This is a genomic window from Bacteroides sp. 43_46 (assembly GCF_001915455.1).
Classification (GTDB): domain Bacteria; phylum Bacteroidota; class Bacteroidia; order Bacteroidales; family Bacteroidaceae; genus Bacteroides; species Bacteroides caccae.
On record NZ_MNQN01000043.1, the window covers coordinates 16,149 to 29,468 of the forward strand.

General features: G+C 41.1%; 9 protein-coding genes. 8 read left to right on the top strand and 1 reads right to left on the bottom strand.

The features are described 5' to 3' along the window. Nucleotides 1–171: 171 nt before the first annotated feature. The 8 genes from BHV72_RS04395 to BHV72_RS04430 all read left to right on the top strand — a co-directional run bounded on the left by BHV72_RS04395 (nucleotide 172) and on the right by BHV72_RS04430 (nucleotide 11,967). Nucleotides 172–3,450, top strand: a complete 3,279-nt coding sequence (locus BHV72_RS04395) for a SusC/RagA family TonB-linked outer membrane protein (RefSeq protein WP_286854906.1) — start codon at nucleotides 172–174, stop codon at nucleotides 3,448–3,450. Nucleotides 3,451–3,469: 19 nt separating this feature from the next. Next, complete coding sequence (locus BHV72_RS04400) at nucleotides 3,470–5,089, top strand: RagB/SusD family nutrient uptake outer membrane protein (protein WP_055170099.1); 1,620 nt, start codon at nucleotides 3,470–3,472, stop codon at nucleotides 5,087–5,089. An 18-nt stretch (nucleotides 5,090–5,107) separates the two neighbouring features. Beyond that, the gene (locus BHV72_RS04405) at nucleotides 5,108–6,223 is read left to right on the top strand and encodes a glycoside hydrolase family 18 (protein ID WP_022042817.1); all 1,116 of its coding nucleotides are present in this window, start codon (nucleotides 5,108–5,110) and stop codon (nucleotides 6,221–6,223) included. Between the two features lie 28 nt (nucleotides 6,224–6,251). After that, nucleotides 6,252–7,451, top strand: coding sequence for a DUF1735 and LamG domain-containing protein (locus BHV72_RS04410; RefSeq protein WP_022042818.1), 1,200 nt, complete (start codon nucleotides 6,252–6,254; stop codon nucleotides 7,449–7,451). Nucleotides 7,452–7,487: 36 nt separating this feature from the next. Next, nucleotides 7,488–8,468, top strand: coding sequence for a DUF1735 domain-containing protein (locus BHV72_RS04415; protein WP_122139016.1), 981 nt, complete (start codon nucleotides 7,488–7,490; stop codon nucleotides 8,466–8,468). Nucleotides 8,469–8,600: 132 nt separating this feature from the next. Continuing rightward, a complete protein-coding gene (locus BHV72_RS04420) occupies nucleotides 8,601–9,317 on the top strand; it encodes a hypothetical protein (RefSeq protein WP_055256172.1) in 717 nt (238 codons plus the stop codon). A 433-nt stretch (nucleotides 9,318–9,750) separates the two neighbouring features. After that, nucleotides 9,751–10,818, top strand: a complete 1,068-nt coding sequence (locus BHV72_RS04425) for a M20 family metallo-hydrolase (RefSeq protein ID WP_055256171.1) — start codon at nucleotides 9,751–9,753, stop codon at nucleotides 10,816–10,818. A 684-nt stretch (nucleotides 10,819–11,502) separates the two neighbouring features. Continuing rightward, nucleotides 11,503–11,967, top strand: a complete 465-nt coding sequence (locus BHV72_RS04430) for a hypothetical protein (RefSeq protein WP_022042820.1) — start codon at nucleotides 11,503–11,505, stop codon at nucleotides 11,965–11,967. A gap of 142 nt (nucleotides 11,968–12,109) precedes the next feature. Here BHV72_RS04430 and BHV72_RS04435 read toward each other — a convergent pair whose 3' ends face one another. Next, nucleotides 12,110–13,117 (bottom strand): DUF2059 domain-containing protein, encoded by a 1,008-nt coding sequence (locus BHV72_RS04435; protein WP_286854914.1) that lies wholly within the window; start codon nucleotides 13,115–13,117, stop codon nucleotides 12,110–12,112. Nucleotides 13,118–13,320: the final 203 nt, after the last annotated feature.

The window sequence follows — 13,320 nt, forward strand, 5'->3', positions numbered from 1 at the left end:
TTTTTTTGTTAAACTTAAAATCTAATATGCTTATGTAGAAAAATATCCGGAAGAGGCTCCACCCTCTCCGGATATGAAATAATTTTTAGCCTTAAAACAAATAAGCAACTTGTTGCTTATTTAAGAAATGAGAAAAAATACATGATTTAAAACTAAAAACGTCGTAAAGATATGAATTTATATCTGGAAAACACTGGAAAAGGTATATTAATAACTTTTCTACTATTAATCGGGTCAATGCTTTATGCCCAAAACAATAGTAAAATAACAATAAAAAAGAAGAATATCTCATTGCAAACAGCTTTAGCGGATATTAGGGAACAGACCAAGATGTCTGTATCTTACAACAGTTCCCAACTACCTAAAACAAGAATATCTTTAGATATAAACAACCAGTCTTTGGATCAGGCACTGAAAACTATTCTTGCCGGAACAGGGTTCACATATACCGTAAAAGATACTTATATAATGATTATTCCGGAGCAGACTGCTAAAAAATCTAAAAGCAGAAATGTGGTGGGTAATGTAGTGGATGGAAAAGGTGCTCCGCTAATTGGAGTTACTGTGGTCGAAAAAGGGACCGGCAACGGAACTGTAACCAATATGGAAGGTAACTATCATATCACTACACAAGGTGCCACACCTGTATTGGTATTTTCCTATATCGGTTATCAGTCAAAGGAGATAGTTGTAAAAGAAAATACTATTAACATTGTATTGGAAGATGAATCTCAGGCACTAGACGAAGTGGTTGTTACGGCTTTAGGTATCAAGCGTGCTGAAAAAGCACTTTCCTATAACGTACAGACTGTAAGCAATTCCGAACTAACCGTGGCTAAGGACGCTAATTTCATGAACAGTTTAAACGGTAAGGTCGCTGGTGTCAACATCCAGAAGAGTTCCTCTGGTGTGGGCGGTGCTACACGTGTCATCATGCGTGGTTCCAAATCTATCGTCGGAAACAACAATGCTTTATATGTAGTTGATGGTATGCCCATCGGAAACCCTTCACGGGGTGTCATCCAAACAGAATATGGTGCAGTGGCCGGTAGTGAAAGTATCTCCGACTTTAACCCCGATGACATTGAAAGTATCTCTGTGCTGACAGGTCCTTCAGCAGCAGCTCTTTATGGTGCAGCTGCAGCCAACGGTGTGATTCTGATCAACACCAAGAAAGGTAGTGAGGGAAAGATGAAAATTAACTTTTCATCCAATACAGAATTCTCTAAACCGATGATATCACCGGAGTTCCAAAATAGCTATGGCAACCGAGATAATTCCTATCGTAGTTGGGGAGAGAAACTAGCTACACCTTCTTCATTTGATCCCATGGACTTTTTCAAAACTGGTATGAATACCATTAACTCGCTGAACATTTCTTCGGGCACGAAAACTAACCAAACGTTCATCTCTTTGGCTTCTACCAACTCCAAGGGTGTCATTAAGAACAATGAATATTACCGTTACAACTTCTCTTTCAGAAATACTGCGCTAATGTTGGATGACAAGTTACACGTAGATTTGGGGGCTAGTTATGTCATTCAGGCTGAGCAGAACATGATTTCAGGCGGACGTTACTTCAACCCGTTATTTCCGCTCTATCTGTTTCCCCGTGGCGAGGACTTCGAAAATGTGAAAATATTCGAGCGTTATAACGAAGAACGTCGTTTCCCCACCCAGAACTGGGAATATGGCGATCAGGGACTTTCCTTTGAAAATCCTTATTGGATTATCAACCGCGAAATGTTTCCCACCAAGAAAAGCCGTTACATGCTTCATGCCAGAGTACAATATGACATATTCGACTGGTTGAATATTGCTGGACGTGTGCGCCTGGATAAGACTCACTCTACCGAAGAACGTAAACTTCATGCTTCTACACTCGAGCTTTATACAGGTTCTTCCAAGGGTAGTTACACGAATAAAGAGGAGTTCTACACTCAAACCTATGCTGACGTGATGGCTAATATTAACAAACGGTTCGGTACAGACTTTTCACTGACGGCCAACGTGGGCGGTAGCTTTGAAGATCATTATACACGTAGTATTGATGTAGGCGGCAAACTGATGACGGTGCCCAATCTCTTCTCGCTGGCCAATGTGGAACCCGCTTCAGGTAAAAGAGACCAAGGATACCTGCGTACACGCAACGTTGCCTTCTTTGCCAGTGCGGAGCTAGGTTGGAAAAACATGCTCTATTTGTCTGCTACAGGACGCTGCGACTGGGCCTCTCAATTGGTCAGCAATGGAGATACTCCCTGCATCTTCTACCCATCCATCGGTCTGTCAGGTATCATTAGCGAAATGGTGAAACTGCCTGAATTTATTTCTTATTTAAAGTTACGTACATCCTATACAGAGGTAGGATCGCCTATTACGCAGACGGGTATCACTCCCGGTACGGTGACCGACCCAATGTCGGGCGGCGTTATTAATCCGATTTCCACGTATCCGTATCCCGATTTCAAGCCGGAACGAACCAAATCCTATGAAGTAGGTATCAATGCCCGTTTTTTGAACGGACGAATTTCTTTTGACGGAACTTTCTACCAATCCAATACGTATAACCAGACTTTTCTTTCGGTCATGTCTCCTGCAACCGGTTATTCAGGTTTCTATGTTCAGGCTGGTAACGTGCGCAACCGAGGTGTGGAAATGACATTGGGCTACAACGATACGTTTGGCAAGGTGAACTACTCTACCCATTTGACTTATACAGCCAACCAAAACAAGATCGTAGAAATGGTACACGATTATCGCAATCCTATCGACAACTCACTGGTAAATATAACTGAATTGACTTTGAAGGAAGCTGGTGATGTATACCTGCGTGAAGGCTATTCCATGTCCGATGTCTTTACTACAGGCATTTTACAGCGTGGCAGAGACGGCAAGCTCGTTGAAGAAGGAAACGGTTATCAGGTTGACCGCAGCCAACGTATCCGTTTGGGATCGGCCGATCCTGACTTCACCATGGGATGGCGTCATGACATCAACTACAAGAATATCTCACTGGGGTTGATGATTACCGGACGTTTTGGAGGTATCGTCACATCGCAGACACAGGCATTCATGGATGTATTCGGTGTGTCCAAAGTATCAGCCGAGGCTCGCGACAACGGCGGTGTGATGTTGGACGGACACCGATATGATGCCGAACGCTATTACAATACTGTGGGTGGACAAGGGCTGATGAGTTACTACACCTACGATGCCACCAACGTCCGTCTGCAAGAACTTTCGTTGACCTATTCGCTGCCGAAGAAATGGTTGGGTGATGTTTTCAACAATGCCACTATCTCCTTCGTGGGACGTAATCTCTTCATGTTCTACCGTAAGGCTCCGTTCGACCCCGACATGAACGGTTCTACAGGTACGTATAACCGCAGCGATTTTTTCATGGCTCCCAGCTTAAGGAACTTAGGATTTAGTATTAAGTTTAGCTTGTAACAATTAATATATTCAATTTATGAAAATACAGATAAAAAAGATAGTGGGGGTACTATTGGCATGTGCAGGGATCATGACAAGCACCTCATGCGCGGATTTTGAAGAGATAAATAAAAACCCGTATCTTCCTGACAAAGACATGGAGCAGAAAGACGGTGTGCTTAACGGTGCCTATATGCCGAATTTAGAAAAACATATTATTCCCGTACCGCTCAAAACTGATAACACAGACTTGACCAACGCTTATCAGATTTCCATCAACCTGTGCGGTGACTCGTGGATAGGGTATTTCTCGCCACGTGACAACAAATGGAACGAGGCGTCCAACACCACTACGTTCTTCTTTTCGGAAGGCTGGGTGAACTTGATGTATGAGTATGCTATCACCAACATCTTTGCTCCCTGGATCCAACTGAAGAATATCAACATGAGTGGCGAAAACCCCAATAAAGAGATGTACGCTATTGCACAGATATCTAAGATTATGGGACTGCATCGTTCTACTGACAAGTTTGGCCCCATCCCTTACAAACAGGTGGGAAACGGTTCGTTCACTGTGGAATATGATTCTCAGGAATCGGTGTATCGCTCGTTCTTTGAAGAACTGGACGAAGCTGTCACCGTCCTGTACGACTTTTATATGAAAGCCAACAATACCGTCCCCATGGCTTCGGACGTAGTGTATGAGGGCGACGTGACCAAGTGGATACGTTTGGCCAACTCACTGATGTTGCGACTTGCTATCCGTGTACGCTATGCTGATGAGGTATTGGCACGCACATACGCTGAAAAGGCTATCAAGAACCCAATTGGCGTAATGGAAAGCATAGACGATATGGCAAAAATGAATAGAGGAGCTAATTTGCAGACAAAACATCCGATGTACCAGATTGCAGACCCGGGTCAGTACAACGATAGTCGCATGGGAGCCACTATTCAATGTTATATGAAAGGATATGCAGACCCGCGTATCTCCAAATATTTTCAGGATCAAGGAAAGAACGCTATACGTGCCGGCTTACCGGTTACTCAAAAAGTGTATGACGGAGCGTCATTGCCCAACATTTCGGAAGACGATCCTGTGTATTGGATGAGGGCTTCAGAAGTAGACTTTCTGCGGGCAGAAGGTGCCTTAGCAGGTTTCGATATGGGGGGCGGAACTCCTCAACAATACTATGAATCGGGCATTCGGAAATCTTTTGCCGAATGTGGCGCAAGTATTGGCTCTTACCTGAACAGTACCACTCCTCCGCTGGCCTTTACAGATCCGGTGAATGCGGCCTACAACTATGCAGCGCCCAGTATCATTACCGTGAAGTGGAATGAGGCGGATGATGTAGAGAAAAAATTGGAACGTATTATTACACAAAAGTATCTGGCCCTCTTCCCCGACGGTCAAGAAGCATGGAGCGAATGGAGACGTACAGGATACCCGCGCCAGATTCCTCCGGTGAACAACTTCACTAACTCTGACGTGAAGAAAAGTGACGGTCACAAGGATGGCGTACGCCGTATTCCATATCCGCGCAATGAATACGAACACAACGGCGAAAACCTTCAAAAAGCCATCCAACAATATTTGGGAGGCATAGATAAGGCTTCCGTAAATGTATGGTGGGACAAAAAAGAAAAAAAGTAACTCTTAAACGATACAGAAATGATGAATAACATAAAAAAATGCTTCGTTTTATCACTCATGGCAAGTTTCATGTTTTCATGTACTGACATTGAAACTATCGACTTGGAAAAAGAAGCCGTGAAAGATCTGTATGAGAATCGTGATAAAGATAAATGGGCTGAGGAAGATGCCCAGAAACAACAGAATTATGAGGACTCTGTACGCATAGCCGAGGAGAACAAACGCCTCTATGAACTCTACCTTGCAGATTTAAGGGAGTACAAAGAAACCAAGCATCCGGTGATGTTCGGCTGGTTCAACGCATGGAGTGCTGAAACTCCGGGCGAATACTCCAATCTGACGTTGATTCCCGACAGTATGGATATCGTTTCTATTTGGGGAAATTGTTTCAACATTAATGAAAAACGTCTGAAACAGATGAGAGAGGTGCAGAGTAAAGGTACCAAGGTCATTGTGGGTTGGATCGTAGAAAACGTGGGTAACGGACTTAGTAATATTCCTGAAGGCGGATGGTCTGATGACCCGACAACAGGTATCAAGCAATACGCACAAGCCATTTTGGACTCCATCGCCAAGTATGGATACGACGGCTTCGATATTGACTATGAACCTTCCTATGCCTCTCCTTTCAAACCAGGCAATCACTGTGGCGACTGGACAAACGACTGGACAGACTACAGGCCTATCATCTCTTGCAGCTCGTATGACAATAAAGAATATGAAAATCTTTTCTTTCAAACATTACGCAATGGTTTGGACAAATTAGAAGCCAAAGACGGCAAGAAGAAGATTCTGAACATCAATGGCTCAATCCACTATCTATCCCCGGAAATGGCACCTCTCTTCTCCTACTTTGTGGCACAATCCTATAATGGTAGTTATAGTGGATGGACATCCAGAATAACCAACCGTTTGGGGAATGATGTGAAAGACCAGATTATCTATACAGAGACATTCGAAAGCGGACAAGCCAACCGGATAAGTTTTGAAAATTATGCAAACTTTGTTGTTAACAACCTCAACCGGGAAGCTGGTGGTATCGGTGCTTATCACATTAATGCAGATTCATTTGACAAAAACGAATATCGTTATGTACGAAATGCAATTTCCATCATGAATCCTCCTATCAAGTAATATAATCACTTTATAAACCAAAAATAATATGAAGAAACATATAGCATTATTATTCCTGTCCTTAGGCTTTTTCACCGCTTGCGACATGGTCAGTGGTGAAGGAGAAGGTGCTGACAATGCGGTCTACATGGGTAACACCAACAGTAGCGGAGTAATCTCGATGGTGGTAAGCAACGATAAAGGTGGCAGTTCTGTAATCACTCCCCGATTAGCCAACATTACCGACCAGCCAGTGGAAATAACGGTAGAAGTGGACAAACAACTGTTGGAGGAGTATAACACCAAAGCCGGTCTGACGCTGGAACCTATGGCAATAGAAGACTTTGTATTCATCACCAAGGACAAGAAAGAAACACACGGAAAAGCTGTGGTGACTATTGAACCCGGACAGTACAACGCCAGCGTGGAGATAAAGATCCCCCAAATAGATGAAACCAAGTATCCCTACAGTAAGCGTTTTGCTATTCCGGTATCCATCACTAGCTCTTCCAAATATAAGATACTGAGCTCGCCGGACTTTACTATCATCCGTCTGAGCCGCGAGCTGGTTACTTCCGTCGGACAATTCTCACGTGCAGGAAGTATCGCACTGGTACCCAATGCAGAGCTGAGAAAGCCTATGGATAATTGGACCATGCAGGTGAGTATGCTTTACCCGAGAATGACTAATAGTAATCAAACCGTCATGTCGATCCAATCCGGTACGGGCGATTTTTATACCCGTATCACCAACGACAAAGGTATCCAGATCAAGAACGGACGCGATGGAGATGATACTTGGACCAACAAGCCCTTATCTAACGGGAAATGGCTGAACATCAGCCTTGTTCACAGGAATGCTTCCAGTATCTCGGTTTATGTGAACGGAGAATTACAGAAGACGTTCGAAACCTCGCCTATCTATTTTTCGGACATGAAGAAGTGCTGTCTATTTATAGGCAACACTCAATATACTAATGTTTATATTCGCGAAGCACGCATGTGGAACAGGGCATTGACCGACGGAGAAATCATAGATAAGGAATATTTGCCTCAAGATCCAACAGATCCCAACCTGATTATGTACATGCCTTTCAACACTGTAGAGAACAATGAAATGAAAGAACTGACTGGCAATTGGGAAATCTCAGACTTTCGCACATTGGGTATATGGGATGAAGATCCTCCCAAAATATCATATGTAGAGAATGTACAATTCCCGGCCGAAGACCTGATAATTGTAGAATAGCTCTCCTGTTCGTGTAACAAATTAAAATCGAAACAAATGAAAAAAATAATTCAATTGCTGTATATACTGTTTGCCGTAGCTGCCTTTTCGGCTTGTAGCGATGACAATCAGGGAGAAGTGGTAAGCCAGGACTTGTCTTATCAGCTCGATGCAAACTATGTATTTGTAGATATTCCGGAAAAGTTTCTGTTTGATCCTTCCAACATTTTATATCTGGAAGGTAAGACCGTGATGAAACTGAATGCCAAGAGCGATGGAAAACAGACTACGATAACCGAAGGAACCGAGTTCACCTTTAATGTAAAATTGAAAAAGGCTTTGAACCAAAATGTCAAAGTGCGTCTCAAAAAGAACCTCGACTTGTTGGAAGGACATACTTTGACAGAGTTTCCGGACGAGGCATTCGAATTGAATGATGCCATCATAACTGCCGGAAGTAGAGAGGGGACAATTACTCTTAATATCACTAATCCAGATATATTGAACAAACTACCGGGATACGTTCTTCCACTTCGCTTGGAATTTGTAGATGCAGTCAGTGGAGTGAAAATATCGAAACAGAGCTACAACGTGTTAATAGAGATAAATCTCAAATTGGAGAAAGACAATATTGATCCTTCTAATGATGAGATTACTGGAGAGTATTTCAATAACAACGTTGTTTTTGAATCAAATAAAAGCGATGGTTTGGAATTTCTGTATGATGGAAAAAACTCTGGCAATACGTGGTACCCTAATAAGATTACTTTCCTGACGATGACTTTCCCGGAGCTCACAAGAATACTGGGTGTCAGAATCAACTTTGACACCGGTTACTACAGTCTTGGAAGTTTGAACGTGTATGCAGACGAAGGTAACGGATTCATTTCATATGGCAAACTCACCAGAAATGCTAATGGCACCATATATCTGAAGTTCAAGGAACCCGCTGACATACGTGCTCTCAAGTTTGATGGAATGTTGACCACTAGCGGTGGTACAGGACCGGACATCTACGAAATCACATTCATCAAATAGTGTGAATTGACAGAAAGAATGCAAATTACACAAAAAATTATTCTGAGACTGTCAACAGTACATCCATTAATGTAATTTGCGTAATTTGTGTTCTTTCTTTTTATTATTGCTTACCTGTTTATACCTAACTATATGTTTAACATACTATCTAATATTACTCTACGAAATATTACCACTGCCGGAGTGGTTCTCACAGTTGTGATATACCTTTGTACATCTTGTAGGAACAACCATGCCGAAGTGGAACGCATAATCCGCAATCATCTTGAACCCACCAAAGAGCTATATGCTCTCGCCCTACAGACGGGCGAAGTTACCCTGCCTCTTGGCGGCAAATATCCGCATGTTACCTATCCAGTTCCGGGAGGTACGGAAACCCCTATCAGCAATGTATGGATTGTAAATGGCAACTATATGGGCAAAACATACGAATGCCACGGATGCGACTCGTGCATGAAGTGCTATCAAGATGCCGGGCTGATAACATATAACATCGTTCGTAGAGACAGTACTTCAGTTAGGAGCACCGTATGCCTCACAGAAAAAGGAAAACAATACTTAATCGAACGACATATTTCCGGATTTCACCCTATTATCAATGCCTGGCGCCGAAGAGAGCAACTGGAAGTAGTACTGGTGGCCAAAGAAAAGTTTGACTTGGAGATACACCCCTCGGACACTACGGAAATCTATCATTGTAAGGTACACCGAAAACTCGAAATTACTCCCTTCATCGAAGCATTGGGTGCTACCGGCAAAGAGAACCAACCGGATTATGTGCGCAAACTTCGTGTAGACCTTAATAACAAAGAGTACCCTATGGTAACTTACATCGAAATGGAGCCATAAAAAATATTTTCTATTTCTCAAACAAAACACAGTTTTTCAATACTCATATTAAAACTTTTGGGCAATTTTGTCTAAATGAAATAAATATCTTATGTAAAGCTTTACACAAATTTTCCAAATGGATAAAACAAAGCTTGCGTACCCAATCGTTTTTCGGAACAACAGAGAATATTGTATATACACAGATATGAATTGCGGTCTGTGACTACTTGCTACTTATCATCATTAGTATCCACTAATAGGACATCTACTAAAACCCTCCTGTTTTATTAGGGCACTAATATTATCCCACCATTATAATCAAGTAAAATAATGATTTTTCATAATCATCTGATAATCAATGTACATCACAAATATATTAGTTTTATTTGAAACTATTGTTCAAAACGACTATCTTTGTGCAAAGATTAAGATATAGATAAAAGATTTGACTATGAAATATGATATTTCCTATATGACAACAGAGGCTGTAAGCCTGCTTAAATCACTGATTAGCATCCCTTCCATCAGCCGGGAAGAAACCCAAGCTGCGGATTTTCTGCAAAACTATATTGAAATGGCAGGTATGCAGACCGGACGCAAGGGAAATAATGTGTGGTGCCTCAGTCCGATGTTCGATTTGAAAAAGCCCACTATCCTGCTTAACTCTCACATTGACACTGTAAAACCTGTCAACGGTTGGAGAAAGGATCCGTTCACTCCCCGCGAAGAAAATGGCAAATTGTACGGGCTGGGCAGCAACGATGCCGGTGCCAGCGTTGTTTCGTTATTACAGGTGTTCCTGCAACTATGTCGCACTTCGCAGAAATACAACCTCATCTATCTTGCCTCGTGCGAAGAAGAAGTTTCAGGTAAGGACGGAATTGAAAGTGTATTGCCGGGACTTCCTCCTGTCTCATTCGCCATAGTGGGCGAACCGACGGAGATGCAGCCCGCCATTGCCGAAAAAGGCTTAATGGTGTTAGACGTCACTGCAACAGGTAAAGCCGGACACGCGGCACGCAATGAGGGAGACAATGCTATCTACAAAGTATTGGATGACATCGCCTGGTTCCGTGACTATCGTTTTGAAAAGGAATCTCCGCTACTAGGTCCGGTGAAGATGAGCGTCACGGTGATTAATGCAGGTACTCAACACAATGTCATTCCCGACAAATGTTCTTTCGTCGTCGACATCCGGAGCAACGAACTTTACTCAAACGAAGAACTGTTTGTGGAAATCAAGAAACATATTTCCTGTGACGCCAAAGCGCGTTCATACCGCCTCAACTCTTCACAAATTGATGAAAAACATCCGTTTGTTCAGAAAGCAGTAAAGCTTGGCCGTGTTCCTTTCGGTTCTCCAACTCTGTCTGATCAGGCATTAATGTCCTTCCCTTCGGTAAAGATCGGTCCGGGACGCTCTTCACGTTCGCATACAGCAGAGGAATATATCATGCTGAAAGAGATCGAAGAAGCTGTCGGAATTTATCTGGAGTTATTGGATGGGCTTCTGATTTAGTTACATCAATGTATATACAAATTACTTTCTATAAAAATATCCTATCGGGCGTATTCAATCTCGCATATAAAGAAGAAAAAAGCGAACGTTTCTTGCACAAACGTGTTCCATGTTATTAATAAACTTTTGAGGGGTTTATTAATAACGGTATCTAAGTTTATTATAAACTCTCAAATCCAAGAGAAAGGTTATTCCTGTGATTTTTAACAACAAAAAAGGCTGCAAACCCTACAAAGATTCGCAGCCTTTAGTTTATACCAAGGTTCTTACAGCTTAACTACTGTAAGGAGTTTCTATTCCACTGTTGCAATATTGCACTATTTTCTTTTCCATTCTTCTTTAGTTCCGTTCTTTACTCATCACTATTCTCCTACAAATATACAAAATAAAAAGAGCTTTTCCAAAAGTATCCGGTCCAATAAAAGAACATACCCCACCGTCTGTCTACCTTTCTCTTTTATCCAAACAAGACTAGAATTAATTAAAGTAAAGATTATGAGCAAAATAGCAGTATATCACCCCTCTTCTATTTTGTCCCCCGAAAAAATTGGAAAATATAAAAAAGAACCGTACATTTGTCTCAATATCAAATACCAATAAACACAATGAAAACATCAATACTATTAAAAACAACGGCCTCTAAAACACAAATCAATACCATTTTCAACTAATAAAAATAGAATTATGAAAAAAAGAATTTTATTATTATGCGTATTTTGCATCACTCTAGGTTTCACCTACGCACAAACTTCCGATCGGCATATTACAAACAAGGTTACTGTTGCTGTCCGTACATACGAAACGGAAACGATTGCCCTTATTAAAGCTGATAATCTGAAAAAAGCATGGAAGGCATCATATATCCATGTAATTTCAGTAAATCCCCAGACCAATCTTAAAGCCTTTATGCGACTGGAAAAGCTATTGACAGAGGATCCCATGTTACATAACCCGGAAAATACATTGATAATCTGTAATGATGAAAATGAAGAATTTGTAAAAGAAGCCGCAACAGGATATAATATCGTGAAATTGCCAGCATTAGGTTCTGCCGGATCCATGATTATTGAAGGGACAATAAAACCTCTGACAAAAGAAGATAACGAGCCGGAATACGACTTCAAATTTACATCAGAAAAAAGTATATAACTTTTTGACTGTAGAAAGAAGGTTAAGCCGACCATTGATAATTCAGATTATCAAATCAAAATAGTTCCTTTGAAAACTACAGGATTCAAGTATAAAACCGGAATTCTGTAGTTTTCTATTTACACAAAATAGTGAAAGTGCCCTAGAAATAGACTTTTTTATTTTTCTTCCCGGAAGAAACTTGATAATCCTTCACTCTTATATTAAAATATGATTTAGCCTTTCCATCATCATTAGAAGGCAATAGTTCCTTATCCTTTGCATGTGGCAATTCAAGGATATCAATTTCCTTCACATTTTTCTTCAATTTTGGGAATAAAAGACTGATATAAATGTATTTATGATTAAATCCTTCAACGGTTAACAGCCTATCCATAGATGCTCCGCCATCATATCCTCTCACATTATATTCATCGCCACTTTCTTTATCTATAATCTTGAATCCCGGACTATAATACAGCCATTGTGAATCCCAGTAAACAGGTTGCACGAATGTCACTTTTGTATCCTTTTTTCTTCTTTCAATCGAATATAATGAAGGAGTTGTAGACATTCCGTTCTCATAAACTTTTCCAGGAACTACAGCGATACTGTCTTTCGGAAGCAAATAAGCTTGTGCACACAACTCTCTATCACGTTTCTTTTTTTGCTCATATTCTTTCATTGCTTGTTCGTGCTCAACCATTTGTTTATCCATTCCCGGTCTCACCTCTCTAAACATCTCTGTTTGGAGTTCCTGTACCAACAATGGCATTGCTTCACGCATCACAGCCAATGAACTTTCTTTATATTTCCTGCCGACAGGAGATTCATAAAACGCGGCAATTGCTTTCAAATCTTCCAATGTCAAATGTTTCTTATAAGCAGGCATACACAGTTCAATCACCCTATTTTCTATTTTTTCTTTCCAGTCTTTAGCAAAATCGTTCCAGTAGGCATCATCTTTTCCCGGTGCATTAAATTTCATCACAGAAAGCATTTTCGGATAAAGATCGTCCGTAGCAGCCGAAGCACCGGAAAGCTTCATCATCTTCTTTAATGTCTCTTCATATTCATCTGTCGCATTCGTGGTTTGTGCAAAGACCGGAAAAGTTAGAGTAAGCAGTGTAATTACACACACAATTACTCGGGAAGGAAATAAGTTTTTCATAAGCATCAAATTTTCTTTATTAGACAAATGTTCTAAACATATTATCATATTTTCTATTCTTAGTCCAGTCGTATCATGAGTTTCTTTAGAATCATACCACCAGAATAATTAAATACGCTTCATATTTCATTAGTATGCAATTTTAATAACCAACAATATCCGCCAAACGATCCTAAAAAGAATATTTCTTATAAAGATATGCA

Bases quoted from the DNA above. Each gene is read 5' to 3' on its own strand.
- BHV72_RS04395 (WP_286854906.1), top strand. From the start codon at position 172: ATGAATTTATATCTGGAAAACACTGGAAAAGGTATATTAATAACTTTT.
- BHV72_RS04400 (WP_055170099.1), top strand. From the start codon at position 3,470: ATGAAAATACAGATAAAAAAGATAGTGGGGGTACTATTGGCATGTGCA.
- BHV72_RS04405 (WP_022042817.1), top strand. From the start codon at position 5,108: ATGATGAATAACATAAAAAAATGCTTCGTTTTATCACTCATGGCAAGT.
- BHV72_RS04410 (WP_022042818.1), top strand. From the start codon at position 6,252: ATGAAGAAACATATAGCATTATTATTCCTGTCCTTAGGCTTTTTCACC.
- BHV72_RS04415 (WP_122139016.1), top strand. From the start codon at position 7,488: ATGAAAAAAATAATTCAATTGCTGTATATACTGTTTGCCGTAGCTGCC.
- BHV72_RS04420 (WP_055256172.1), top strand. From the start codon at position 8,601: ATGTTTAACATACTATCTAATATTACTCTACGAAATATTACCACTGCC.
- BHV72_RS04425 (WP_055256171.1), top strand. From the start codon at position 9,751: ATGAAATATGATATTTCCTATATGACAACAGAGGCTGTAAGCCTGCTT.
- BHV72_RS04430 (WP_022042820.1), top strand. From the start codon at position 11,503: ATGAAAAAAAGAATTTTATTATTATGCGTATTTTGCATCACTCTAGGT.
- BHV72_RS04435 (WP_286854914.1), bottom strand. From the start codon at position 13,117: ATGAAAAACTTATTTCCTTCCCGAGTAATTGTGTGTGTAATTACACTG.